The following is a 25,531-nucleotide window of genomic DNA, read 5'->3' as shown; positions in this document are numbered from 1 at the left end:
GAATCCCGAGAAAGATTCTATTATGTTTCTGTAAAAACTTGTAACAATTTTCAAAAAATCAATGCATTATGCGCAACACGGGATAACGACGCCATTCTGGTTCTTTGAACCTGGCGCAACGGCTGAAAACGAAGTCCAGTACGGCTTGCTGATTGCTGAGCAATTCCGGGTTGGCCTGCTTCCAGAGTTCGAAAGCCTGCTTCACTTCGGGTTCGGTATTGAGTATATCTGTCGCGGTGTCTTCGAATACATAATCTGAATAAGCTTCTTTCTTTTCCAGAACACTGTTAAAGAAACCCCAACGGAAGAAACTGTCATGCCCTTGCGGTTCCAGTGTCTCGACGACATAGCGTGCCTGTGGCTGGTCCAGTGATACCAGATAATCACCAGCATGGGCAACAATACGGTCGTCAAACTGTTGCAATTGCACGTCGTCGTGGAACATATGGCCTTCATAGGCATGAGGGCGGGACTGTACAGACTGTATGCCATAGACTTCGGCTTGCATGACGGTGTCACTGTCCAGCCGTTGCATTTGCACGCCATTCCATTGCAGGCGCTCTATCACGGCACGCCAGGCTTGCGGAATCAAATAGGCTTTTGGTCTGGTCACGCTGATATCGGCGACAAAATGGTCGTAGTAAGCGATAGGCTTTTCCCATGGCTGGCTGCGGTCATAAGACAGGCGCGTGTAATTGCCCAGTACACTGGGGCTGTAGACAGCCTGGTATCCCTTGAACAGGAAGCTCGAAGGCTGACCATGATCTGCCGCCCAGTGAATAGCAACTTGCTGAGCCTGGCTGGCGGCTATTCGCGCCTGGGCTCGCAAGGCCTGTATCTGAGCGCAATGCGCAACGGTGAATGCCAATACCGTTTCTACAAGCGCGCGCATGGATACATAACGATCGGCGAAGGGTTTCAGCATATGGGTTTCTGGCATGAAACCTATGGTGTGATGCAAAGCTGCATAGCCAGTAGAGAAACGCGGCGTTTCCAGAAAATCTTCAATGCCATGATCAGGGCTGTCCTTGACCGGATTCACATAGGGGCAAGTTGGCCAGCCACGCGCCTGCATTTCTGTGTAAATGGCGGGCAACATGGTATTCCGCAGGAAGGGGCCAAGGCCATAACCCAGCTTGTCTGCCTGGGTTTGTATCAGGGTCATCGTGTAGTGGTAGTCGGCACCGTTTGAGGTATGGGTATCGACCATGACATCGGGGCTCCATTCGCTGAAAAAGCGATTGAAGACCTGGGCGTTTTCACTATCACATTTGATGAAGTCACGATTCAGATCCAGGTGCAGGCTATTGCCACGGAAACCGAATTGCTCAGGCCCGTCCTGATTTACGCGAGAGGTATTCTGACGATTGAGGCAGCCATCTACATTGTAGACAGGGATAAACAGAAAGACCGTATTACCCAGCGCAGCCAGGCGCTCAGACTGGACGCAAAAATCACGTACCAGGGCCATGCAGGCATCAATGCCTTCAGGCTCGCCTGGATGTATGCCATTATTATTGAAAAAAATGGGGCGTTGCTCTTGTTTGATACGGACGCGGTCAAATACACCATCTGCCGTCACTATGCCAGCATGAATGGGCTTGCCATTATCGGACACACCAATCTGGCTGAACTGCAAAACACCAGGGAATTGCGCAGCGAGATACTGATAAAACTGTATGCAAGCTTCCCAGGTGGTGGTCTGGTTTTGGTTGCCAGCTTCATAGGGTGTGATGAAGTCAGCAGGATGCTTGGTATGTGATGACATGCGCTAGACCAATTGAAAGTAAATGTATTCCGGGATTTTAGCGTACAAGTCGCTAAACAGGCATGGCATACTGATGCCCGCTTGAAACATTTTTTTGATTTCCCCAAGTATTGCTGGAGAATTTAGTGACCGACGCCGAAATAAGCGCACTGCGCCAGAGCTGCAAGACAAATTTGGCGGGACACCGCGCCGTCACCCCCGCTGAAAGCTTTGCGCGCATGGCAAGCTGGTGCGAGGAGCATCAGGTACAGCATGACACTTATGGTGAAGGTGAGCTGGTGCAAGGCTTTGAGAAAAAAATCGCTACCTTGCTGGGCATGGAAGCGGGCCTGTTTTGCATCACTGGCACGCTGACCCAGGTCACGGCGTTGCGACTTGCTTGTGAAGAAAGAGGCAGTTTACTGGTGGCACTGCATCCCAGCTCACATATTCTCGTGCATGAAAGAAGCAATTATCAGTTGCTGCAACATTTCCATGCCCTGCAAATTGGCAACCCACATCGTCCATGGATGCTAAAAGACTTGCAGGTCCAGCCAGAAAAAATCGCTGCTGCTCAATATGAATTGCCCATGCGTGAGATAGGCGGGCAATTGCCTGCGTGGGAAGAACTGAATGACATCAAGACCTGGTGCCGCGAACAAGATATCCATCTGCACATGGATGGTGCCCGTTTGTGGGAGGCAGCTGCAGGTTACCGCCGCAGCCTGGCAGAGGTGGCTGCGGGTTTTGATACGGTCTATGTATCGTTTTACAAAGGCATAGGCGGTCTGGGTGGTGCGATGTTATTAGGCAGTGCAGAATTCATTGCCAAAGCGCGGGTCTGGATGCACAGACAAGGCGGCAGCGTATTCCGCCGCAGCCCTTATGTTGTGGCTGCTGCCATGCAATTTGACGAAAGGCTGGCTGCGCTGCCCGCCTGTTATGCCCGCACGCATTGGCTGTATGAAGAATTGCGCGCCTACCCACTATTTAAAGCCAATCCGGCAGCGCCACAATGCAATATGCTGCATCTGTACCTGCCGACAGACAGTGAGACCGCCCTTGCCATCCGCAACCGCATTGCGCAAGAACACGGGATATGGCTATTCAATAATGCTGTGCATACTGCCTTGCCAGGACAATGCATGTTTGAATGGTATGTGGGCGACAATTTGCTAACGATGGCAGACGAAAAACTCAGACTGGCATTGAATCTGTTTGCAACTGCCTTAAACAAAACAGATTATTGATCAATCCAATCATTGCTCGTTATGTGAGTTATCGCACATACAAGACATTCTGCGTGCATTAAGCTCTTTTCATTGTTTCGTCATTTGAAGAAACGCAAAGGAGTAATAATGATAAGCCTGCTCAATCTCCAGTCGGATAAAGTCAAATACGACCCCAACCATTTGTTTGATATCTTGATCAAACGCCTACGTTTGAAAAACGATGCGGCATTGGCCAAAATGCTGGATGTTGCACCGCCAGTAATCAGCAAGATCCGTCATCTTCGCTTGCCAATAGGTGCATCACTCATGATCACCATGCATGAAATCAGCGGCCTCACAATCAAGGAATTGCGCGCACTGATGGGTGACAAAAGAGAGACCTTCCGGATTACAGATTCGCAGTTAAAACCCTCTTTGGCAAAGTCGCGCCCGAAAACCAAAGAGCGAACTGTAAGTCAACAGTATTAAAATCTGTGCGGCAGTGCATTTGAGGTCATCGCCTGGGGAAAATCAAGCTGAGGCGTGCGCCGGGATATTCGCTATGCGTCTCTCCATTACCAATATCGTAATGACCACCGTGCAGTTCGACTATCGCCTTGATGATAACTGATCCAAGGCCCAGTGAAATTTCGGCCTGCTTGCTTGGCAAACCCGAAAATAACAGCCGTGTGTCACGCCTTTGCCCAAAGCGAAACATGGCATCTGCTGACAGGCCAGGGCCATCATCCTCAATAATCAATTCCAGCGCATCAGCAATAACTGAGAGTCGTATGCGCACCTTGCTATGTGCATATCTGGCAGCGTTATCAAACACATTCCGCAAAAGCCTGGACATGAGATAAGTGTCGCCAGTGATACTCCCTCCCGGCTCGCCACCCTGATCACAAGTTGCATCTATCTGCAGCGCAAATTCAATGGCTTGATCTGCTTGCTGCTGCAGATGATCGGCATGATCGGTTTCTATTTTCAACAAATCACATAGGTCCACGCTGGTGGCCTGATTGCGATAACGAGGCTCATCAATATTCGCAATAAAAAACAAGTCATCGATCAACCTGGTGAAATAATCAAGCTCACAGCTGACGACAGTAAAAAACTCTTCGCGCTCTTGCATTTCCATGGCTTCGCCGTGGGCAGACAAAGTATCAATCGCAGTCCGCAAACTGGTCAAAGGTGTGCGCAGATCATGACCCAGTTCTTGCAAAAGTTCACGTCGCGTTTTTTCTATCGCTTGTAATTGCATGACCAGTCGCTGTATTTCATCGGCCATTGCATTGAAATGTTGCATCAGTCCGCCGATGGCATCCAGCCTGCCGGAAGTAAAACGCGCCCCCAGGTTACCAGCTTCCATACTTTTAATAACGTCTCTCGCTTCGGCAGAACGCCCACGCAAATACAGTGCAAGCAATAGCAAGCCCAGCAAAATTGCGGTCACCAGCGTCACAACAAACAGCGTCGCCATGGTAAAAAATGCGCCACGGGCTGCCGTGCCTGGATTGTGTATCAGCAAATAACGTGGCTCATCTGCCTGCAGACGTACTATAGCAGTCGCTGCACTCCCGGAAAAAAAACGTCCGCGCGCCACTACCTCATGAATCACTCCAGGTTTGATACGTTGCAAGAGTGCGGCTGGCGGCGGTGCATCGACTGGGTTGCTGGCAAGGATTTTATTGTCTGAATTCACTATCCACATTTTCAGTGGGATAGCCGGTGACTCACTGCGATAAGCCTGGACTCGGCGCAGGCCTTCAGCATAATCATGCTCTTCGACGATGCGGGCGATAAACAGATACATGCTGCGCTGTACTTCGTCGCCGGGGCGCGTGGTCACCTCCCTGATCATCCAGAGATAAAACAAACTTAGCAGCAGAGCAAAAAATATGCTGATCGCAAAAAAACGCAACCATAGTGAACGACTCATGCATGCTCCAGTTTGTAACCAACGCCATAAATGGCGACAATACGCTCAGTCGCGCCAGCGTCCTTTAATTTGCGACGCAAATGGCTCAAATGTGAGTCTATGGTGCGGTCGTATATAAGATGGGTGCCCTCAAACTGATTCAGTATCTGTTCCCTGGTGATGGCGGCTCCATTGGCTTTTACCAGCAACATCAGCACTTCATATTCCTTCTTGCCCAATTGCAGAGCAGTTCCGGCAATACTTGCATTACGACGCTCAACATCCATATGAATATCACCAAAACCGATCACATTCAGGTTTTGATTGTCTGCAGGCACCCGTCCCACTAGACGACGCATGCGCGCACTCATTTCACGCAAGCCACAAGGTTTGCGTATGTAATCGTCGGCACCACCTTCTATACTAGCCACAACTGCACTTTCATCTGTTCTGGCTGACAGCATCAAAATTGGCGTTACAGTTTGGAGTGCACGCAATTGTCGGCACAGGTTGATGCCATCTCCATCAGGCAAGCCGACGTCGAGCAAGATCAGTTCAAAGGTCTGTAGCGTCAGTACTCCCAACGCGGCTGCGACGCTGTCCGCATGACTAAGCGCAAAACCCTCATAGCGCAAACCCATACTTAAAGTGCGGGCAATCATGGGATCATCTTCAACTAAGAGAACTGAAATTACTGAGTTCATGGGCATTGAAACAAGTCGTAACAAAGAATATGTCTTCATTTTGCCATACAGCCGACAAGTAAAACTCCTTCCATCAAAATTACAGAATTCATGTTTACAGTTTCTGACAGCTGGCTTGCCTCCTCTTGGTGTCTATTGCAAGTCTTCACATCATCTGTCCCTACAATGGAGATCACATGCCTTACTCTTCACGAACACACACAGTTGTCACTATTGCAGCTATCGGCTGCATAGTCAGCGCCTGCGGTGGCGGTTCTGGCAGCCCATCTGACGCCGCGCCACCTGTTGCCAGCAATAGCAGCGCGACGACCACAAACAACACAAACAGCACAAACTCTGGGGTCAACAACAACCGCCTTGCAGCAGCCACCGTAGCGGCAAAAAATGCGGCAAATACAGACCCCATGTGTACTACAGACAAGCTCGGCGATTTTTACTGGGAAATTGGCAATGCCAGTGATAACGCGCCGATAGTGTACAGCTCGCAAGGTACTGGTAGCGTCAATTCAAGCAGCTATTTCAATATTGCCTCAGCATCGAAATGGATATTTGGTGCTTATGTGCTGGAAAAGAAGGGTATAGACCAGGTACGCGGCATTAGTGCTTTAAAAGACGGTTTGCGCTTCATGTCCGGCTACACTGGCTTCAATGAGGACGCCTGTATAGGCAAACAGAATGTAACTGCCTGTTATATCGCGGGCATGAATGGCAAGACCGGTCAGGCCAATCCAGATACCGTCAATAAATTTGACTATGACAGCGGCCATGATCAAAAACTTGCCAATGTGGACTTAGGACTGGGCAACTTCACAGCAGCCCAGCTTGATGCCGAATATCAAAACACCATAGGCCTGAGCACGGGTTTCCACATGGCTGCGCTAGATCCATTAATGGCAGGCGGCATGATGGGCACGGCGACAGACTATGCGCTGTTCTTGAAGAAGATCATGAAGCAGGATTTGGAAATTGGTCGCTATCTTGGCGACCAGGCAGTCTGCGCTCTGCCTTCTGCCTGCCCTGGTAAAGTCGTGTATTCCCCAATACTGTTATTGAACGAACCCTGGACTTACTCTTATAACCATTGGGTAGAATCTGAAAAAGGGAACGGTAGTATTGACGCTTATTCCAGCCCCGGAAAATGGGGTTTTTACCCTTGGATTTCTGCCGACAAAAAATATTATGGCATCCTGTCGCGACACGACAAGGAAATAGGTGCTTACGGAGCATCAGTCAAATGCGGTCGTCAGATACGCAAAGCTTTTATGAATGCACTTTGAGGCCAAAAGTGCTCAAGCATCAAGGAGAGACAACAAATTGCCTCTCTACATATGAGGTCAGCGCGACGATACGCTTTTCTGTTTCACGCTTGAATTTGAAGCACAGTATGGGTGTCAAAATCCATGACAGCCATCTTGGCTTAGCGGTGATGTTATAGGAAAAGCGCACGCGCGTGAGTTCATCAGACAAAGCCTTGAACTGCCAGCCGCCAGCAAAATGGTCAAAAATATAGGGGCCGTTGACCATTTTGACGGCGGCGACCTCATTGGGCTTATACGACATGTACTCTATATCCATCGCCAGGCCATTACCACCGATGCAGCGCGCCTGCACACCCAACGCCGCCACCTTGGCATCGTTCAGCAAATAAGCTTCAGTCGTCAAGGTATCCCATTCTGTCCTGAGCGTGTAATCCTGAGTCAGGTCGAACAGATACTTGGCGCTGGCCCTGACTTCAAATTCGTGTTTTATCAGCATAGTTTTGAAGTATTCATAAGTTCACAGATTGCAGAAATATCTTGCCCGGCATTCTGCAGCGAGGGACATGCATTCTCATCAATATAGGCAATGAGGTCCTGATCACCGAGAAATCTTTGCATTAGTTTATCCAGCAGCGCCAACCTGGCCTTTTCATCAGCAATACGCTGGATTATTTCTTGACGCTTTTCGAGCATGGCAGCCAACAACTCTTCACATCGCTCTGGTGGCTGGCTTAAATGGGGCAAAGCCTCACGCATTTGATCAAGTGAAAAACCTATCTGCTGCGCCATCTTGATGAATTTAAGGATGTCCACAGTATGGGGTTCATAGCTGCGGTAACCATTATCGGAGCGTGGTGGAGATGCCAGCAAACCTATGCGTTCATAGTAACGTATGGTGTCGCGGCTCAGTCCGGATAATCTTTCCAGTTCAGAAATACGCATAGTGCTTGACTGTGGAGTTAAGTCAATAGATTACCATAGTTTGTAAGTATTTTACGCTTCAGATAATGCATGCAATTTCACCTTACCAGGTCCATTTACCTATGATGAATATCATTTGTGCGGACGGCAGACAACTTGCCAGCACCCTTTTCCCACACCAGGCGGCAGAACGACGCGGTGTTATTGTGATCAATTCAGCCACCGGCGTACTGCAGTCTTATTACCGTCATCTGGCCGAACACCTGTCGCAAAGAGGCTATGATGTATTGACCTGGGATGCACGCGGCATAGGTGCCTCGCAAACCTGCCATGCAAGACTGGAAACTGCACGCATGCGTGACTGGGGCAGGCTGGATATGGATGCCGTCTTGCGCTGCACAGTCAGCACATTCGATATCCCGTGGGAACAGGTGACTGTACTGGGGCATAGTTCAGGTGGCCACCTGGCTGCTCTGGCTCCCTCCCTGCAAAATGTACCAAGGCTAATTCTGCTAGCCTCAGGTACTTGCAACTGGCGTCTTTATCCCAAGGCGCAATGGCCACGCCTACTATTCGCCTGGCGTCTGGCTGCACCATTGCTGTTGCATAGCCTGGGTTATTTCCCCGGCAAGGCAGGTATAGGACATGACTTGCCCAGAGGAATAGCCTGGGATTGGCGCAACTGGAGCCTGGCCGATGACTATCTTTTCTCTGATAAGGAAATCGATACTGATGGCTATAAAAATTATAGTGGCAAGATTTTTTCCCTTTCTTTTGCCGACGACCATGGGTTTTCTCCACCAGGGACTGTGGCAGATTTACTGGATCATTTTCCACTTGCGCAAAAATTCCACAAAGAAATCCAGCCCGCCGAACATGGATTAAGAAGCATAGGCCATTTCGGCTTTTTCAAGCGAAATAATCAGGTTCTGTGGCCATTGCTGGAGAACTGGCTATCATAGCAAGAGGCAGGAAGTTTAAAATACAAGACCCCTTCTGCTTATCAGTGAAAGCAGAAGAGATATTCAGTAAAGCATACCTCAGCGACGAAGCAGATTTACCAGCACAGTCTTATCCAGCTTTGCTGCAACGCCAACGCTGCGCCCCGCCAGATTGGGAACACTGAAACGAATTGCGCTCCCCAATATCTGGGCACACTCCGACAGGCTGAGCCCGTAATCCTGTTGCAGCCACTGCACCATGCCGGTGGTTGCTGCACGCAAGGCATCATCCAGCGAGCCAGCCTGCCCCAGCACCATGATCTGCGTTGGCGATTCCACTCTCGGTGCATTGACAGATTTTCCTTTAATGACATCCACGGTAAATTCAACATCCATGGATGTTTCCAAACCATATTGACTAGTCTCGCCATCTCCCTGCAAGGCATGCGCATCTCCCAGATAGAGCAAGGCACCGGGTTGCTGCACAGTCAAGTAGACGGTATTGCCTTCAATGACCTCATTAAAATCCATGTTGCCGCCAGAGCGCCCTGTGTCTCCTGTAGATACAGGCGGGGAACCGTTACCCGGCGCAACGGCCAGTCCACCCAGCATGGGGCGAACTGGTAAGCTCAAATTACGCAATCCTTCTGACGGTTTTTCTGGACTTGCCAAACCGCGCTCTCTATCCAGCTTCCAGCGTATGGACTTACCAAGACTTTCTGCCTTGGCTGCCAAAGCTGGCCCCATCGCCCTGCCGACGATACTGTCCAGGCTGTCCGCATAGTCACGGTTCAGCCGCAAGCGTTTCAAATGTATGACCAGTGTGTCACCCGGTTCAGCAGTGCTGATAAAAAACGGCCCGGTTTGCGGATTGCCATACAAGGCTTTGGTAACACCATGTTCATCGACACCACCAGAATCTATGGTCTTGGTCTTCACCGTGTCACCAGGCCAGATAGTCAGCACGGGCGAGCGGTGTGGACTGAATTCATTGGAATAATCTGTGGGCTGGAAATCGTATTGTCGTGCAGGTCCGGCAGGACGATCAGGTAACCTGCGTGCAGTGAATGTGTGCGAGGCTCTGGCCTTTGGATTATTTGTATCCGGGAAGTCGGCTGTACCCTGCATCCCGTTTGCACTACTGGTTGCTGTGTATGTGTAGCTTGCCTTGTCTGCGTCGGTCACAGTAAGCACCATACCTTTGGCATTTCGTTTGCCAACAAAATTATCACCATCCAGCTTGCCGCTGATATTTGTGCCCTGCGTCGTCAGTGTCAGGCTTTGATAAGAGCGGTTTCCCCATCTGTCCAGCTGGATTAGCCAGTGCTCTTCATCTGCTGCAACGCCCAAACCTGGAAAAAGAAAAATGAATAGCATCGCATATCGCAGCATGGTTTTTCCAATCAAAAGAATGAGTAAAATATTCTATCTCATAGAAACTGCTGACCTTACTGTTTACGACGAATTGCAAACTGGGGCAACCAGACTGCATATTCATGGGAAAATGGGTCTCTTAAACTGCAGCGCGCCAGCAATAATGTCGATCCATTACGTTGCTGCCCGCTCCAAAGCCGCAGTCAGCATAGTCTGCACCCGTGACCGCACAAAGTGAATATGGCTGCGCAAACCGTATAACTCTTCAGCGTAAGAAAGAGGTATGGTGATGCGATTCACTTTTTCTTCTAACTCATCAAGATGGCGTAACTGATCCTGTGCAACACTTTGCCTGTCGGCCGCGGTAACATCTTCTATTGCCTGCTCTACCATGCGCAACTGGCCATACCAGCGGTAAATGCGTGAACGTATGCGCCAGACATACAAGGGAGGAATGATCTTCGAGAGCGGCAAGAACAAGGCACCAAGCGCGACGATGACTACCCACATGCGTTCAATGAAATTGGCGATCCAGAAGCTCAGGTAACGCTGCAACATGGGCGGACCATTTTTATAAAACTTCTCCGCTTCATGTGCTACCGGTATTTCGGTATACTTATCAGATGGAAATTCACCCTGGCGGCTAAACCAGTCGGCACTGCTATGTATCCTGCGCGCCGCTTGCAGCAGCAAACCCATCAATGCAGGATGCAGGCTTTCGTGGGCAACCAGGGTGGCGGTTGGTGCTATCAAATGATAATCATGGGCGGGTATATCCTTGCCTATATCGACAATGCCACGTGGCAGCACGACATGCGATAAAAACGGGAAGCGCCTTGTATACGCTTCTGCCTGGACGAAATCAAACAGGCGTATGCCAGGTGTTTGCAATAGCATTTGTACCAGAGGTGAATCGCTGGCCGAGTTGAAGATCAGTACATCGACCTTGCCGTCCAATAAAGCCACCGTGCCTGGCGTGTCAGCCAGTTTTTGTATCTTCACGTCTTCTTCCGACATGCTGTTGACACTCAAAATCTGGCTGAAGAGTTTGGCGACACCGTTACCATCTGGCCCCACATTCACAACCTTGCCTTTGAACTGGCTGATGGTCGTTATTTCTTTGGGGCTGCGGTAAAACACCCAGATCGGTTCATAGAACAAGCTACCCAGTGAAATCAGGCCGCGCTCATGCGCCTGTGCTTCATCGGTAGAGCCGCTGCGCACGAACCCCACTTCAATTTCAGAATCAGGGTCGCTGATACGACTCAGGTTCTCTTCCGAGCCTTGCGAGATTTGCTGGCGCAAGGTGATCTGGTTCTTTTGCAGTTCTTGTGCATAGCGTTTGGCAAAACGTTCATAAGAACCATTTTCCTGTCCGCTGGATATATCAATTACACGGGGTGGTGCCGGATCAACCAGCCAATACCCTGCGCCGCAAACTATCACCACCATCAGCGTGACCGGGCCAAATGCGACCAGCAAATCACGCAAATTAAAGAGGGTGAATTTAATTTTTTGCATTTTTAACTGATTTTGGCAGGCGTTGGAATATATTCCGCCTTCAGTTGCTGCAAGCCCTCCAGCATTTTTTCATAGGCAACGGGCACTTGCTGCTCATCACCCTTGACACCAAGTTCTATATGCCTGCGTTCAGTTGCACTGCCGACGCTGGGTAGACTGAAGACTTTGATCAGCGGAAAGTCTGCTTCCAGTTGCTCCATCAAAGGTGTGACGATGGATTCGGCAATTTCATACACCAGCACCGATTGTTCAAACTGCGCATGTTGATGGAACAAATGAGTGAAATGTGTATCCAGCACCCATTCCAGCATGGGCCAGGCCATGACCGGAAAACCAGGGACGAAAAAGTGATTGCGTATTGAGAAACCAGCGATCTTGTTGAAAGGATTGGGGATAATGTCAGCCCCAAGCGGGAACTCCCCCATTTTCAAACGGTGCTGATGGTCAGGCGTAGTCAGATCTGCGACTTCGCCTTTTTCTTTGGCGATATCCATGATGCGCTCCTGTATCAGGAGCTTGGCTTCAGGATGCAGGACTATTGGCACATCCAGTGCTGCTGCCGCGCATTGGCGCGTATGGTCATCCGGCGTCGCGCCTATGCCGCCAGTGGAAAAGACGATATCACCGCTGGCAAAGCTACGCATCAAGGTCGATGTAATACGCTCGCGGTTGTCACCTATGTATTCAACCCAGTCGAGCTGCATGCCACGCGCTTTCAGCAAGGCGATGATTTTGGACATATGCTTGTCTTCGCGTTTGCCGGATAAAATTTCATCGCCTACGATAATCAGACCGATTGCCACAATTTCTCCTTTTATACAGCAGCTTGCTTGGTGCGGTGACGCTGTAAGGACTCCAGACAATAATGCTGGAACCACAGGCCGGTAAATACAAAAACCAGGATATATATCCAGATCGCAGCCCCTGCCATCACTGGCAACAAGACGACCCACATGGCCCCGCCCAGCCATAACAAACCCGGGGCGGCACCAAACAGGCCAGCGACAATGCCTATGCACAGCAAGGACCAGCGGTGCTCCTGCACCAGACTGGCTCTTTCTTCAGCATCGGCATGCAGTGCCAATGCATCGTACACCATGACCCTGTAAGTTAGCCAACCCCATAGCAGTGGTTGCAAAACCAGGCTAACAAAAGGTATCAGGTTAAGTGGCAGTGTCACCAGCCAGACAATGATGAAAATACCGAAAGAAGACAAGGAATGCCAGATACTACCCAGCAGAGTGCCACCATTTTTTTGCTCAAGATCAGGATAATCTCTTGTCCCCACATGTTTATTGATGGCCGGCATGGCAAACATGGCGATGCACAGCAGGGAAGTAAATACCATGATAGGCAATAACACCCACATAGCAACAAAGGGACCAATAATTACCTTCAGGGAAAGCAAGCCGATCTTGGCCAGGATACCGTCACTCTTGGAAAAACCGTTATTTTCCATCATCCAGGCATGGACAAAATCGATCGCTTCCTGCAAACCCAGGTACATGAGTACACCGCACAAGATGAAAGCGACGACGAAAGGCAGTAGTGTCAACAGCAACATGCGGTAATGCATTTGCGCGGCCAGTGCCCTGCCCCATGCCCGCATCACAGATGCCATATTCATGTTTGCTTTTCCTTGTCAAATCCACACATGCGCTTCAAACCCAACCATTGTTGTGACCAGAATCCCTCACCATAGTTGCGAGCACTGCCTTCAGGTGCGGCCAATTGATCTCGTATGCCGGTCAGGGCAAATTCCTTGCTGAAGAGCGTCGTGCCAAACAGCACATCCCAGACCGGGAATAGCACAGCAAAATTATGCCCACCCATAGTACCTTTGCCATGGGTTTCATGGCCAACGCCGATGGCATGATGGGTACGGTGATAGCGTGGTGACACCAGCAAGTATTCACCAATGCGGCCAAAATGTATGCGTACATTCGCATGTTGCAGGCTCTGCAGCATTTGCGATGCCATCACCAGCAGAATGTATTGCCCAGGCTCGACGCCGATAACGATGGCAATCAGACCCATATAGATATCGCGCAAAAAATCATCCAGCAAATGATTGCGGTTATCGCTCCACAAATTCATATCGCGCTGGCTATGGTGCAGGCTATGCAAAGCCCACCACCAGTTGAAGTGATGCTCGGCGCGGTGATACCAGTAATCGAAAAAATCCAGCACTACCAGATAGGCCAGGAAGAGCAATACCGGGTACTGCAACATGCCTGACCAGATATTTTCCAGATGAAAGGGATTAACACCCTGCAAATGCAGCGTCGCTGTCAGTTGATCCAGCAAGGGGTCCAGCACAAAAAACACCAGGATGGAAAATGCCCCCAGCCTGTGTAATGCGGTATAAATGAAATCATTCCAGCGTGCGTAGCGGTTTTTGATTTCATGGACCGGCACCCAGGCTTCAAGTGGGCGCAGGACAAGAAATAGCACGATCAATTGCAAAACGCCAAGGATGAACCATTCAACGCCCTCGAAGGCATCTTCCACAAATTCACCCAAACCCAGACTAAACATGGCGGGCTGTACTATCGTTTCAAAAATCCAGGCTTGCAGATTTGTGAACAGATCGGAAATAGTCATTATTTTTTCCGCTGATGTAAATTTTGGTAAGCGGGATGTTCGCGTAGAGTAGCAAAACAAAAGGATTTTTGCTTAAGGCCGTTGATTAACGGCTCCAGATTTTCTGGTGCCCAGGGCTGTTTGCGTGACCATATCCCCAGATGCGCCATGAAAATATCACCATCCCGCAGCCTATCCAAGGCGCGCTTGAGTAGCATTGGATTGCTGAATTTTTCGCTAGGCAACTCATCGCCAGAAAATCCAGCCGGTGCCCAACCCACATGCTGATAAGCGCAAGCCTGCCCGGCTTTCAGTAAATTGGGGGTCGTTTTCCCACCTGGAGCGCGCCAAAATGGATCAAGCTTCTTGCCCGTCATTGCAAAAAACCGCTGATCAACCCGGCGCAGTTCCTGGCAATATTCTTGTGCTGTCCATTGCAAGGTTTTGCCAGCTTGCGCGCCGAACTGCGGCTTGACGGCAATGCGCCCGTCAGGCAAGTCACCGACGACGTAGACATGATCAAAAGTGTGGCTGCCAAAAGCATGGCCTTCTTCTGCCAGTTTCTTCCAGTAGGGCGACCAGCTCATATCCAGCGAATAATCGCCCTGCACAGTCTTTTCGTTCGCCAGAAAAAACGTCGCCTTGATCTGATGCTGGCGCAAAGTCGCTGCAATCAGTTCAGCCTGAGACTGACTGCCAGTATCAAAAGTCAGGTAGATCGTGGCCTTGCAACTACCCGCCAGGGCAAGATTTGTCGCTGGCATTACCAGCATGGCCAGCAATACCAGGTGCAAAGAGCGCGGCAATTTACATATTGCCGGCACGGTTGGCAAAGTAGACACCATGCGGGGAGCGGCCTACCGGTATCATCTTGATCACTTTACGAGAGGCGATATCGATCACGGCAACTTTCTTGATCCAGCGCAGGGTGGCCCACAGGGTTTTGCCGTCTTCGCTGACCTCCATGCAATCTGGCCCGCCAGGCACTGGGATGCTGCCAACGATTTCCAGTGTTTGCTGATCCAGAATATTGATTTCATTGGAAGTGCGGTTAGAGACAAAGGTATGACGCTTATCACCCAGGGCGCGGAAATTATGCGTACCCTCGCCTGCCTTGATTTTCTTCACGGTTTTTTGCGTACGCCAGTCGATGACTTCGACATAATTGCTACCCATGATGCCGACCAATAGATACTTGTCATCTGGTGTCATGGTTATGCCCGCTGGCAATTTGCCAACAGGGATGGTCCATTTGACCTTTTGAGTCGCCAGATCAATAGCAGAGACCTGATCACTACCCTGCTGCGTGATGAATACCGTAGTACTTGCCGCATCAAAAGCCATATGGCTGGGCAACTTGGCTAAGGGTACTCGTTGTACTAATTTCATGTCCTGTCCATCGAACTTATAGAAATCGACACGATCAAGCCGCAAGGAATTAGAAATAAACCACTTTTGATCAGGTGAAAAGCCAATTTGGTATGGGTCAACAATATCTTTGATACGCCGCTGTATTTGCCCCGTCTTGGGATCAAGAAATACCAGATCATCGCCCACAGCATTCGCCACGATCAAGGATTTATTGTCTGGCGTTGCCATCAGGTGATGGGGTTCCTTGCCGACAGGGAAAGTACTGATTTCTTTATAGGTGGTCTGGTCCAACAGAGTCACTGTGGCATCGCGCGAATTCAACACCACGACAACATTGGCCTGAGCAGCATGTGCTGAAAAACCAGAAAGGAAAGCAAACGCCAAAGACGACAACAGAATACGACTACGCATGAAAGAGGACCGCAAAAAAATAAATCGAACTCGCATTTTACAGCGCATGACAATAAGGAAAGAGCTTTCCTTCAATTGTTTTTCAGCTTTTTCACTTAATTTGTTCAAAATCAAGCTTCATCGCATTGCTTTTAAAATAAGAAATGATCTTGAGCTGTCCCAAGTCTTTTCTTTTGCTCTACAATTGCGCCAGCTTTTTTTCAATGTAATCCTTAATTCATGGAAGAACAGTGATTTCATTTTGTCTTTGTGTCTTTCGCACTGCCATATTGACAATTACTGGTAAGCAATAAATTGAATAATATCTGGCGATGTACGGCACAGGACTGCGTTCACCCGCCTGTCTTGCAAGGGCAAAGCCTGAAATAAATGACCCGCGTTCCCCAGCGCAAAAACAAGGAAGAAATAATGAGCACTATTACTACAGTAAGCGGTTTGCAATACGAAGATAAAGTCGTTGGAGAGGGCGCTGAAGCGCAAGCAGGCAACCACGTCGTTGTGCATTACACAGGCTGGTTGCAAAATCCTGACGGCAGCGCAGGCAAAAAATTTGATTCCAGCAAAGACCGCAATGACCCATTCTCTTTCCCTCTCGGTGCTGGTCACGTGATCAAGGGCTGGGATGAAGGCGTACAAGGCATGAAAATTGGCGGCACCCGCATTCTGACGATTCCATCCAGCCTGGGCTATGGTCCACGTGGTGCGGGCGGTGTTATCCCAGGCAATGCAACCTTGATATTTGAAGTGGAATTGCTGGGCGTTTAATTTCCCTCGCGATACCAATCAAAACTCAGCATGCCTGACTTAAACAAGCCCGTGGCCGCCGTCACGGGCTTGAATCATTTGACGCTATCCGTTTCAGACCTGGAGCGTTCTTTCCACTTTTATGTGGAAGTGCTGGGCTAGAAACCGCTGGCGCGCTGGAAAAGCGGTGCTTACCTGCTGGCTGGCGACGACTGGATCTGTCTGTCGCTGGATATGGAATGCCGTACCAGTCCCCTTGTAGAATATACCCACAGCGCAATTTCGGTTACCAGGGAGGCGTTTGAAGTTTTCTCACAAAAAGCAGATGCTGGCGAATTCCAACTTTGGAAAACCAATCAAAGCGAAGGCGATTCGCCTTATTTGTTAGACCCCGACGGGTACAAGCTGGAGTTACATGAGGGAGATTGGCAAACTCGCCTAGAAAGCTTCAAGCATTTTTCCTACGAAGGATTAATTATTTTTTAAATATATTGTAAAGACAAGAACTTTCAAGTCTAATGGCGGGCCGTAATTTCACGGTCAATTCTAAATCACGAAGGAAGTTCATGTTCGCTCGCCTCTTCATCACAAGTTTAATTGCATTTTCACTCGTTGGTTGCGCGTCTGGAGTCAAGCACGCGGATACTGGCAACAAGCAATATTTATCAAATCGCCCCGCTAAATCCGTTTCCATATCATTGTCTACAGAAGCCAAGAAACAAGTCGCCGATAATTTAAAATTCGATCAGAATACTTTGGTTGGCAATGTCAAACGAGCAATGTCCTCACGGAACCTACTTAACGAAAACAATACAGAAGCAAGCAATACAGTAGAGATCTTGGTTAAGGATTTTCGTGTTCGCTCCGCCTTTACGGCCATCATGTTCGGCTTCATGGCCGGTGATGATCATATCGTCGGCGATGTTATCCTGAAAGACGCGACCGGCAAGGAAATCAATCGCTTCGAAGTCAGCGCTTCTTATGCGCTCGGCGGCCTTGCCGGCGGACAGGACGGAATGCGACTGAGCTGGTTGTATGAAAAATTTGCTGAATTGGCAGTAGAACACTTGAGTGGCAAAAAAATGTCATAAAACATTGTGATTGCTATATTGCAATGCATTTAGTTGTACGTTAAAAAAGCTCCCGGCAAGATGACAGCGCGGGAGCTTTTTACATTGAGCATTTTACATTTGGCTAAGTCTTAGCAAAAACAATCTCAAACCGATTTATTCTTTAATAAAATGTTCACGGTAATACTTCAATTCTTCAATTGATTCCAGAATATCCGCCAAAGCTGTATGCTTTTGATGCTTTTTAAAGCCGGATGCCAGTTCTGGCTTCCAGCGGCGGCATAGCTCTTTCAGTGTTGACACATCCAGATTGCGGTAGTGGAAAAAAGCTTCCAGCTTGGGCATGCCGCGTGCCATGAAGCGGCGATCCTGGCAAATGGTGTTGCCACACATAGGTGATTTACCAGCTGGAACAAATGGCTTCAGGAAAGCGATCAAGGCAGCTTCAGCATCCGCTTCTGTGACTGTGGAGGCTTTGACCTTGTCGATCAGGCCAGAGCGGCCATGTGTGCCCTTGTTCCAGTTATCCATTTTGTCCAGGGTTTCATCGGATTGATGAATTGCAAATACAGGGCCTTCCGCCAATACATTCAATTGTGAATCAGTTACCACCACAGCCACCTCAATGATACGATCTGTATCCGGGTCCAGGCCTGTCATTTCCATGTCCAGCCAGATCAGGTTCAACTCGTTTGGGCGTGCTGGTGTGGCAGGATTTGCAGTGTTTGTTTGAATGTCGGTCGCTTGTGACATAATTCTTCCTTGGCTATTACTTATCGAATGTCACATTTTCCCATGATTTCAGTCGCTTTTTCGGTTTTATTCGTTTCCTTCCTGCTATTGACGCTGATAATTCAGTTCTGGCTGGCCTCCCGTCATATCCGACACATCCTTCGTAACCGCGCGGCTGTGCCTGCACAATTCGCAGAAAAAATAGGCCTGGCCTCGCATCAAAAGGCAGCGGATTACACTATTGCAAAGACCAAGCTGGGCATGGTCATGCTGTTAGTGAACGCCCTCGTCCTGGTTGGTTTTACCCTGTTTGGCGGTCTGCAATGGCTGTCCGTGTATCTTGTGAAACTGACGGGACCAGGCATGTGGTATCAAATTAGTTTACTGGTCGCGTTTACCATCATCAGCAGCATCATCGAATTCCCTTTCAGCTATTACTCGCAATTCGTGCTGGAAGAAAAATTTGGCTTCAACAAGATGACATTGGGACTGTTTTTCACCGACATGATCAAGAATGCCGTGATAGGTGCAGTGCTGGGTCTGCCCCTGATCTGGGTGATTCTGACCTTGATGGAAAAAGCAGGCAGCCTTTGGTGGCTGTATGCATGGGCATTCTTCATCGCCTTCCAGATGCTGATCATGCTGATTTTCCCTGTCGTGATTGCCCCCTTGTTCAACAAGTTCTGGCCACTGGACAATGAAGAAGTACGCGAACGCATAGAAAGCCTGAGCAAGCGTGTCAGCTTTGCTTTGAAAGGCATCTTTGTCATGGATGGTTCCAAACGCTCTGGCCATGGTAATGCCTATTTCTCTGGATTTGGTGGAGCCAAGCGTATCGTGTTTTATGATACCTTGCTGGAACGCTTGGCACCGAATGAAATTGAAGCTGTGCTGGCGCATGAACTGGGTCATTTCAAGCTCAAGCACATCATCAAACGTATGGCAGTGATGTTCGCCTTGTCACTGGTCTTCATGGCCATGTTAGGTTTTTTCAAAGATCAAGTTTGGTTCTACACTGGCCTGGGTGTTGATCCTATGCTGTTGGCACAGAATGATGCGATGGCGATTATCTTGTTCATGCTGGCCTTACCCGTGTTTACCTTCCTGTTTTCACCGCTGAGTGCGATCACCTCGCGTAAACATGAATTCGAAGCCGATGCCTTTGCCGCCAAACATACCCATGCCAATGACCTCATCACTGCCCTGGTCAAAATGTATGACGACAATTCATCTACCCTGACGCCTGATCCCCTGCATTCGGCGTTTTATGACTCACACCCATCAGCATCGGTGCGTATTAACCATCTGCTGGCTGCACAATAACGGAGATACCATGATCAAATTCACAGACTTGCTGGCGAAAAAATCACAGCACACAGAAACCGCCCTGGACGACGCCAGCCTGCCAGCCTATTTTGCGGCTACTCCTGAATGGACGCAGGATGGCCCGCGTATCGTCAGGACTTTTCAGTTCAAGAATTACTATGAAACCCTGTCCTTCATCAATGCGATTGCCTATGTAATCCATGCAGAAGATCACCACCCTGAACTTGTCGTCACTTACAACCGCTGCGTTATCAAGTTTGATACGCATACCGTCAATGATGGTAAAGGTGGCATTTCAGAAAATGATTTTATCTGCGCCGCCAAGATAGATGCCATTTTCCAGCAGAGTTTTTCCTGATGGCGCGTTCACAGGCATTAGTCATTGCTGCCCATGGTCGCCATTATCTGGTACAGGCGGAGATTGATGGTGAGCAGGTCAAGTTGCATTGCGTGACCCGTGGTAAGAAAAGCGATGTCTCGGTTGGCGACATTGTTGAATACGCCCTGACCTCAAAAAACCAGGGCGTCATCGAAGCCATCACTACGCGCAAGACTTTGCTATACCGCTCTGACCAGTACAAATCCAAGATGCTGGCAGCCAACCTCACCCAGTTGCTGATCGTGGTTGCGACTGAACCGAGCTTCACCGATGATCTGGTATCCCGCGCGCTGGTGGCGGCCGAATCGGCAGGCATCAAGCCACACCTGATCTTAAACAAAGTGGATGTCACCGCCTCTCTGCCCAAGGCAAGAGAACGCGTTGGCCTGTATGCCAAACTGGGCTATCCGGTACATGAAGTATCTGTCAGAACAGACCCCGAAGGCACACGCCAGCTCATGCATAATCTGATGCAGGGGCAAAGTACCATCCTCATCGGCCAATCTGGCATGGGCAAGTCTTCACTGATCAATTTGCTGATCCCAGACGCAGAAATCGCCACCCGCGAAATCTCTGCAGCGCTGGATACTGGCAAACACACAACCACCTTCACCCGCCTGTATCACATGGATGCAAACTCTTATGTGATCGACTCACCAGGTTTCCAGGAATTTGGTCTGCATCATTTAAGTGAAGGCATGCTGGAACGCGCCTTTCCAGAATTTTTGCCGCATCTGGGCAAATGCAAATTCTATAATTGCCATCACCATACCGAACCTGGTTGCGCGATTCTTGCAGCGGTCAAGGACGGCGATATCTCGACCATGCGGCATGATATGTTTGAACAACTGGTGCATGAATCCAAGCAAACAATTGGATATTAAAACGCATGAATGTACTACGAGCACGCTTCAGAACAAGACTGATAATCGCCCTACTCTGCCTGCAAGCAAATTTATCCTTTGCCCAATCTGCCGACTCTTCGCTGGATGTGAAGGAGCTATGCAAGCAGGTTTTTTGTCGTACACCAAGCTTTACACTCCAGCTTAATAATAAAGATGTATTTGAAGGCGCCTTTGAGACACCCCTTCCTGTTCTGATCAATAAAAAATTAATCTCAGTTTTCCCGGGTGAGACTGTCTTCATAGAAGCAAGTATCAATAATGGAGCAATCAGGCTGGAGCAAGCTGTCAGTACCAATGCACACCCCGAGCGTACTCTGGTATTTAAATTCCAGCAAATGGATAAAAAGAAGGACATGCTGCTCGAAGTAGAAAACCCATTTCCTGAAGATATTAAATTCAAGATGGGCTATATGCAGACAAACTCCAGCAAGATATACGCTACTTCCAGTTGCCCTGTGAGCGGCAAATTGAAGCTTTTTGAGCACTGGCCCTACCCTATCTATCAATTACTGATTACCCAAGCAAAGGTCTTGAGCCAGTCTGACAAGAAAGTGTGCAATTAAGCGTAGCCTGAGTGAAATGTATCAATAAGCAGGAAACCCCATGCAAAACGACTTGACAACTGATCACTGGCCGCCACCAGGCTGTCCTGATTTGTGCTGGCCAGAACAACTCACTTCAGAGACCAGGGTGCCATGGTATCGTTCAGTCATTACCGCCTACGCCTCATTATGGGAAGGTCATGTCACTGAGGCACATTTCAAACCAGTCAGCGAGACTGAGCTTCTCGATCTGGAAACACGTTTGTCTTGCCCGTTACCATCTGCGTTAAAGAGCTACCACCAGGAATTTGGTGCTTTGTCACTGACAGAAAAATTATGCAGTGTCAGTCAAGACAGCGATACGCCTATCCAGCCTTTGCTGGAAGCCTATCCAGGCATAGTTGACATGCTGGAACACGAAGATGAGCAAGTGCTAAGGCTGTTTGAAGATATGATAGTCTTTGGTGACTACCTGGGTAATGGCAATATGTTTTGCTTTCTTCGTGAAAGCGGCGAAGTCTTTTATTTTGACCATGATGACGACAACTTGCTCTGCCCTTTTTTCACCTCAGTGGAAGAATACCTTGATGCGCTAATGATACGCTGCCTCGCAGAAATACACGAGAACGAAGAAGCAGGCCTTGAACTTCTTGCCCAGAGATATGGGCCAAAACTTGTCAGGAAATGGCTGTATTAAAACATTTCAAAAAAACAAGTAAAGCTGAATTGGATTGACAGAATGTAATGTTTCATGGATATTCCATGCCATTATTTTGCTGAAAACATCCGAATGCGCAATTACTTACACATTAAAAATGTAGCACTTCTGAGCTTACTTTGCATGTCATCGCTGTCATGCAGTAAGCCAGCACCAGTCGAAACCACTACTCCTGCGCCAGCTAAAAAACAAGTTGAAACCTGGCCGCAAGCAGACAGGCTGGCGACTGCCTTGTCCGCAATTGGCATGACACCTGATGAGAAGTTTCGTACTATCAAGATTCCGGAAAACGCCATCACTGAGTCAACAAAGTATATCGTGCTGCCGGTGCAAACCCAGGCTCTTGGATTTGCGCCTTCATTCCGTGCAGCAGTCGGTGCGCAACTGGACGAAGCATTAAGCCTTGGTGGCATACACACAGTACAGCAAACCGATCTGGCAGATATCAATGGCCCCTTCGTACGCAGTTTCGATGAGGCCACATTACAAGCCTTGCTCAAGCAATACCAGCAACAGAAATTGATCATGCTTTATCTTGGACAAGATAAAGGGCAGAATTTTGTTACGCTCGTCATACGCAGTCAAAATGAGAGCATCAAGGCACATAAATCGCTGGAATTACCTCAAGACCCGGAGCAGGCGCTGGATATCATCAAAAAATCCCTGCCGGCCTTGCTTAAAGAAGCAGGCTTGAAGGAAGCCGGAGAGCCCCCTGCTGCCAGCAACGACGGTAGCATTTGCGCAGAGAGCAATTGGGACTTCTCTTTGCCTGCGTCAGGTAAAGACCGTTTGCAACAAGCCTGCCATGCCCTGGCAGTTGGCACATTATTGCCTGCCTACGATTATGTTAAAGCCTCAATTCTCGACTATGGTCGCTTGATGTCACCACTGAAACGTGCATGGCTGGCCAGAGCTTATGCCAAGGCAGATATGGGGCCATCGGCCCCTCCTGTAGCGCAGGTGATACGAACTTTAGCCTTGCAACAGTTGGGGCTCAGTCTGACAGGCAGCTATGAAATCTCCCCCATGCTGTTGTCGTCCACAGACCCGATTGTCTCGCAAGTCGCCAAACTATTAGCCAGAGCAAACGGTAAGCCCAGTGATACCCATGGTTTAGAAAAATTGCCTGCGCTGACGCGATTATTGATGAATGAGCGCCTGAACATTGAAGATCCATCCAAGCCTGTCAAGTTTTGCGATATAGCGGCTTACTTCTCAGGTTTGCCCACGCCGGAATCATGTCCTTCATCCAAAACTCAGAACGGGCAGGCAAAGGCACTTAGCAGTGCAGAATTGGCACTGTATCAGGACTGGCGACTGTTGTCCCACTACAAAAATGCAGCAAGATATGTACGCTTCCTTGGCCTACCTGAACAAGGTTTAATGCTTCTGGCGCAATCGCCCGAAGATATTGCCGGCCATCCTTACCTTCAACAGATCAAGCACACAGCGCAACAATCCATGAAATTTACCGGTAATGCTGGTGATTTTCTGGTTCACAAGCAAGCCTTGCTCAAGCCGTACCTGCAAATGATAGTTAATCTGCAGCGCTATGACAGCTGGCTTGCCACAAGTTCTTTGTCAGACCATTACATAGGCAATGGCAGTCAGAATATTGACAATGACAGGCAAATCCAGGAAGCCCGCTCCAAAGAAGCGCAGTTGATCAAAATTCTGAAGGCTGACCGCTTCCTCACATCCAGCTTGCCGACACCACAACAAGCCGCGATGATGGCAGCTATACAGGCGGCACCAAAAGCAGATGCGACAAAACAAGGTTTGTTCCCTCTTCGCTTTCATTTGTTCAAGACTCCGTCTGAAGAGCAATTACTTAGCAAGCTCAAGCAGTACCCTGGTGATATGGACTCCAGGGTCGCACTAGCATTCCGTCATTTAAAAGAAGGAAAAGAAGGAAAGACTTTGCAAGATGCGTTAAAGATCATCAACGCTTATCCAAAAAGCGCTGAAATCAATGACCGTGTGAAAGAATCCCACGACTGGGCAGCACCTGCTCATGGTTTCTTTTTCTCAGGAGAGTTAGAGGCTGCCAAACAATTCTATCAACGCAGTCTGGCCATGGGCACTGGCAGTTCTTCAGAATTTCATGCACAAACCAGGCTGAAACTAATAGATAGCCGACTAGGCGAAGCCATGCAATCCTCCATACAGGCGCTGGCTCGCTATAACTCTGACTTTACCCGACGTGACCTCGCCAGTTTCCTGTTCATGGAAGGCCAGGCTGAGATGGGATGGCAAGTTATCCAGCCACGTGCAGCCACCGCGGAAACATTCCAATTGTGGGTTGCTGCTTATGTAGCGCAAAGAATGGAAGGAAAGAGCCTGGATCAAATTAACGACTGGCTCAAATCTCAGAAATATGATTCAGTGCAAATTGATCTTCAGGATGTCAATGATCTCTATGTGCACATGCATGCTGTCACAGACAGAGTTCCCAACAATGATGATATCAAACTTTTGCTGAAGCCCTCAGCACCAAACAAGTATAGGAACAAGACGTTTGCAGTGTCGGCACAATTGATTAAGAGTGCGTTAGAGCAAAGTGGCACAAAAGAAGCCTATGAATTTGCTATTGCCAACCTGGCGCCTTATGACGCCAATAAACGCAACCAGTTCGTTTTACCTTTTTTTGCCTGGGTGGCATGGCAGGCAAGTGACGGCAAAGATGCAAATCTGGATACTGTCAGAAATGCAGACCTGCATGAAAGTTTTGATCATGTACTCGCCAAATCCATGATATTTGCACTCGAAGGCAAGTCGCGTGAATCGCTGCAATATCTGAAAGCAGCACGCTATGGGCTGTCTGAATCAGGAAAATCCGAGATGAGAGAAAGAGGCATTCCTCCATCCTATCAGTATGCAACAGCAGCTTACCTGATGTTCAAGAAGACAGGTAATGACGCATACAGAACTGAAGCTTTGCAATTCCTGCGCAGCTATGAACTGGTCTTTCCGTATTACGGATGGGTGTACAGCATGCAGGCAGCGATGGAGAAAGACAAGAAGAGACAGCAAACTCTGGCCTGTAAAGCCAAGGCGCTTGACCCTGGCTCTTACTTTTTAAGCTTGAGCAATCTTGATCTGAACAAGCTGAGTTGCAAGACTGCACTTTGGTAATTCCTGCTATCTTCAT

Annotated in this window: 25 protein-coding genes and 1 pseudogene; 13 read left to right on the top strand and 13 right to left on the bottom strand. The window is 48.9% G+C overall.

The window, feature by feature from the left end; all coding sequences use genetic code 11:
* Window positions 1-58 precede the first annotated feature (58 nt).
* Entirely contained in the window at window positions 59-1,768 is a 1,710-nt protein-coding gene (locus tag H8L47_RS13675; RefSeq protein ID WP_186954161.1) for a M14 family zinc carboxypeptidase, read from the bottom strand.
* A 125-nt stretch (window positions 1,769-1,893) separates the two neighbouring features.
* On the opposite strand from H8L47_RS13675, the gene H8L47_RS13670 reads away from it, so the two are divergent.
* Window positions 1,894-2,997, top strand: a complete 1,104-nt coding sequence (locus H8L47_RS13670) for a threonine aldolase family protein (protein ID WP_186954160.1) — start codon at window positions 1,894-1,896, stop codon at window positions 2,995-2,997.
* A gap of 108 nt (window positions 2,998-3,105) precedes the next feature.
* Window positions 3,106-3,447, top strand: coding sequence for a hypothetical protein (locus H8L47_RS13665; RefSeq protein ID WP_186954159.1), 342 nt, complete (start codon window positions 3,106-3,108; stop codon window positions 3,445-3,447).
* A 25-nt stretch (window positions 3,448-3,472) separates the two neighbouring features.
* Here H8L47_RS13665 and H8L47_RS13660 read toward each other — a convergent pair whose 3' ends face one another.
* Both H8L47_RS13660 and H8L47_RS13655 read right to left on the bottom strand, forming a co-directional pair.
* Window positions 3,473-4,900, bottom strand: coding sequence for a HAMP domain-containing sensor histidine kinase (locus H8L47_RS13660; RefSeq protein WP_186954158.1), 1,428 nt, complete (start codon window positions 4,898-4,900; stop codon window positions 3,473-3,475).
* The gene (locus H8L47_RS13655) at window positions 4,897-5,583 is read right to left on the bottom strand and encodes a response regulator transcription factor (protein ID WP_186954157.1); all 687 of its coding nucleotides are present in this window, start codon (window positions 5,581-5,583) and stop codon (window positions 4,897-4,899) included. Before H8L47_RS13655 ends, H8L47_RS13660 begins: the two co-directional genes overlap by 4 nt.
* Window positions 5,584-5,759: 176 nt before the next feature.
* On the opposite strand from H8L47_RS13655, the gene H8L47_RS13650 reads away from it, so the two are divergent.
* On the top strand, window positions 5,760-6,860 hold the full coding sequence (locus H8L47_RS13650; RefSeq protein ID WP_186954156.1) for a hypothetical protein: 1,101 nt from the start codon (window positions 5,760-5,762) through the stop codon (window positions 6,858-6,860).
* 19 nt (window positions 6,861-6,879) lie between these two features.
* On the opposite strand, the gene H8L47_RS13645 is transcribed toward H8L47_RS13650, so the two are convergent.
* Together H8L47_RS13645 and H8L47_RS13640 are read right to left on the bottom strand one after the other, a co-directional pair.
* Window positions 6,880-7,338 carry an SRPBCC family protein gene (locus H8L47_RS13645; protein WP_186954155.1) on the bottom strand — a complete coding sequence of 153 codons (459 nt, stop codon included), beginning with the start codon at window positions 7,336-7,338 and terminating at the stop codon, window positions 6,880-6,882.
* A complete protein-coding gene (locus H8L47_RS13640; RefSeq protein WP_186954154.1) occupies window positions 7,332-7,784 on the bottom strand; it encodes a MerR family transcriptional regulator in 453 nt (150 codons plus the stop codon). The genes H8L47_RS13645 and H8L47_RS13640 overlap by 7 nt, the downstream gene beginning before the upstream one ends.
* A gap of 101 nt (window positions 7,785-7,885) precedes the next feature.
* Between H8L47_RS13640 and H8L47_RS13635 the strand changes: the two genes are divergently transcribed.
* The gene (locus H8L47_RS13635) at window positions 7,886-8,725 is read left to right on the top strand and encodes an alpha/beta hydrolase family protein (protein ID WP_186954153.1); all 840 of its coding nucleotides are present in this window, start codon (window positions 7,886-7,888) and stop codon (window positions 8,723-8,725) included.
* 78 nt (window positions 8,726-8,803) lie between these two features.
* Here H8L47_RS13635 and H8L47_RS13630 read toward each other — a convergent pair whose 3' ends face one another.
* The 7 genes from H8L47_RS13630 to H8L47_RS13600 all read right to left on the bottom strand — a co-directional run bounded on the left by H8L47_RS13630 (window position 8,804) and on the right by H8L47_RS13600 (window position 15,964).
* Window positions 8,804-10,096: an acetamidase/formamidase family protein gene (locus H8L47_RS13630; protein ID WP_186954152.1), complete on the bottom strand. Its 1,293-nt coding sequence runs from the start codon at window positions 10,094-10,096 to the stop codon at window positions 8,804-8,806.
* Between the two features lie 156 nt (window positions 10,097-10,252).
* Window positions 10,253-11,599, bottom strand: a complete 1,347-nt coding sequence (locus H8L47_RS13625; RefSeq protein WP_186954151.1) for a TAXI family TRAP transporter solute-binding subunit — start codon at window positions 11,597-11,599, stop codon at window positions 10,253-10,255.
* 2 nt (window positions 11,600-11,601) lie between these two features.
* Window positions 11,602-12,402: a competence/damage-inducible protein A gene (locus H8L47_RS13620; protein WP_186954150.1), complete on the bottom strand. Its 801-nt coding sequence runs from the start codon at window positions 12,400-12,402 to the stop codon at window positions 11,602-11,604.
* An 11-nt stretch (window positions 12,403-12,413) separates the two neighbouring features.
* The gene (locus tag H8L47_RS13615) at window positions 12,414-13,226 is read right to left on the bottom strand and encodes an EI24 domain-containing protein (RefSeq protein ID WP_329605450.1); all 813 of its coding nucleotides are present in this window, start codon (window positions 13,224-13,226) and stop codon (window positions 12,414-12,416) included.
* Window positions 13,223-14,203: a sterol desaturase family protein gene (locus H8L47_RS13610; RefSeq protein WP_186954149.1), complete on the bottom strand. Its 981-nt coding sequence runs from the start codon at window positions 14,201-14,203 to the stop codon at window positions 13,223-13,225. The genes H8L47_RS13615 and H8L47_RS13610 overlap by 4 nt, the downstream gene beginning before the upstream one ends.
* Complete coding sequence (locus H8L47_RS13605) at window positions 14,203-14,955, bottom strand: polysaccharide deacetylase family protein (RefSeq protein WP_230413743.1); 753 nt, start codon at window positions 14,953-14,955, stop codon at window positions 14,203-14,205. Before H8L47_RS13605 ends, H8L47_RS13610 begins: the two co-directional genes overlap by 1 nt.
* A 34-nt stretch (window positions 14,956-14,989) precedes the next feature.
* Window positions 14,990-15,964 (bottom strand): YVTN family beta-propeller repeat protein, encoded by a 975-nt coding sequence (locus H8L47_RS13600; RefSeq protein WP_186954147.1) that lies wholly within the window; start codon window positions 15,962-15,964, stop codon window positions 14,990-14,992.
* A gap of 408 nt (window positions 15,965-16,372) precedes the next feature.
* On the opposite strand from H8L47_RS13600, the gene H8L47_RS13595 reads away from it, so the two are divergent.
* From H8L47_RS13595 to H8L47_RS13585, 3 genes and pseudogenes are all read left to right on the top strand, one after another.
* The gene (locus H8L47_RS13595) at window positions 16,373-16,729 is read left to right on the top strand and encodes an FKBP-type peptidyl-prolyl cis-trans isomerase (RefSeq protein ID WP_186954146.1); all 357 of its coding nucleotides are present in this window, start codon (window positions 16,373-16,375) and stop codon (window positions 16,727-16,729) included.
* A 30-nt stretch (window positions 16,730-16,759) separates the two neighbouring features.
* Window positions 16,760-17,194, top strand: a pseudogene (locus H8L47_RS13590) (VOC family protein).
* Between the two features lie 80 nt (window positions 17,195-17,274).
* Entirely contained in the window at window positions 17,275-17,799 is a 525-nt protein-coding gene (locus tag H8L47_RS13585) for a DUF4410 domain-containing protein (protein ID WP_186954145.1), read from the top strand.
* A 135-nt stretch (window positions 17,800-17,934) separates the two neighbouring features.
* Here the strand turns inward: H8L47_RS13585 and orn are convergent, their stop codons facing one another.
* A complete protein-coding gene (gene orn, locus H8L47_RS13580; protein ID WP_186954144.1) occupies window positions 17,935-18,531 on the bottom strand; it encodes an oligoribonuclease in 597 nt (198 codons plus the stop codon).
* Window positions 18,532-18,573: 42 nt separating this feature from the next.
* Here orn and H8L47_RS13575 point away from each other — a divergent pair, with 42 nt between their 5' ends.
* The 6 genes from H8L47_RS13575 (at window position 18,574) to H8L47_RS13550 (ending at window position 25,515) form a co-directional block, all read left to right on the top strand.
* Entirely contained in the window at window positions 18,574-19,833 is a 1,260-nt protein-coding gene (locus H8L47_RS13575; protein ID WP_186954143.1) for a M48 family metallopeptidase, read from the top strand.
* A gap of 10 nt (window positions 19,834-19,843) precedes the next feature.
* A complete protein-coding gene (locus tag H8L47_RS13570) occupies window positions 19,844-20,194 on the top strand; it encodes a 4a-hydroxytetrahydrobiopterin dehydratase (protein ID WP_186954142.1) in 351 nt (116 codons plus the stop codon).
* A complete protein-coding gene (gene rsgA, locus H8L47_RS13565; protein ID WP_186954141.1) occupies window positions 20,194-21,099 on the top strand; it encodes a ribosome small subunit-dependent GTPase A in 906 nt (301 codons plus the stop codon). Before H8L47_RS13570 ends, rsgA begins: the two co-directional genes overlap by 1 nt.
* A 5-nt stretch (window positions 21,100-21,104) precedes the next feature.
* Window positions 21,105-21,683, top strand: coding sequence for a hypothetical protein (locus H8L47_RS13560; protein ID WP_186954140.1), 579 nt, complete (start codon window positions 21,105-21,107; stop codon window positions 21,681-21,683).
* A 40-nt stretch (window positions 21,684-21,723) separates the two neighbouring features.
* Entirely contained in the window at window positions 21,724-22,359 is a 636-nt protein-coding gene (locus tag H8L47_RS13555; protein WP_186954139.1) for an SMI1/KNR4 family protein, read from the top strand.
* Window positions 22,360-22,503: 144 nt separating this feature from the next.
* Entirely contained in the window at window positions 22,504-25,515 is a 3,012-nt protein-coding gene (locus tag H8L47_RS13550) for a hypothetical protein (RefSeq protein WP_186954138.1), read from the top strand.
* Window positions 25,516-25,531: the final 16 nt, after the last annotated feature.

The sequence above is a fragment of the Undibacterium umbellatum genome (assembly GCF_014284125.1).
GTDB classification, from domain to species: domain Bacteria; phylum Pseudomonadota; class Gammaproteobacteria; order Burkholderiales; family Burkholderiaceae_D; genus Undibacterium; species Undibacterium umbellatum.
Note: the sequence above shows the minus strand (reverse complement) of the source record. Positions and strands in the feature narration are given on the sequence as shown.